The 384-nt window shown below is 78.1% G+C and carries 1 pseudogene; it reads left to right on the forward strand.

Annotation, left to right across the window (positions count from 1 at the left end):
• Window positions 1-384, forward strand: a pseudogene (locus QOL99_RS17680) (phytoene desaturase family protein); the annotation flags it as partial.

The raw sequence follows: 384 nt of genomic DNA on the forward strand, positions 1-384 counted from the left end.
ACGCACGCGCTGAACGCGGGCCTCGCCCCGCAGGACGCGCCCGCCCTCTACGCCCTGATTCCCGCCCTCGCCGCCGGGAACGTGTCGCGGCCTGCCGCCGGGATGGGAGCACTACTGGACGCGCTGCTCAGGCTGGGGCGGGCGCGGGGGGTGCGGCTGGAGGAGGGTGCCGAGGTGCTGCGGGCAGACCCCCGGCGCGGCACCCTCTCCCTGCGCGGTGGGGAGGTGCGGCGGCATGACCTCCTCGTGAGTGCGCTGGACCCGGCGCGGCTGGCCGGAGTGCTGGGCCGCCCCGTCCGTTCGCCCGTCGCCCGCCGCACGGTGAGTGGGCTGGCCCTCTACGCCGCGCTGCCGGGCGACTCTGGCCTGCCCGCCACCTCGGTG

Source organism: Deinococcus rhizophilus, assembly GCF_030271215.1.
Lineage (GTDB): Bacteria > Deinococcota > Deinococci > Deinococcales > Deinococcaceae > Deinococcus > Deinococcus rhizophilus.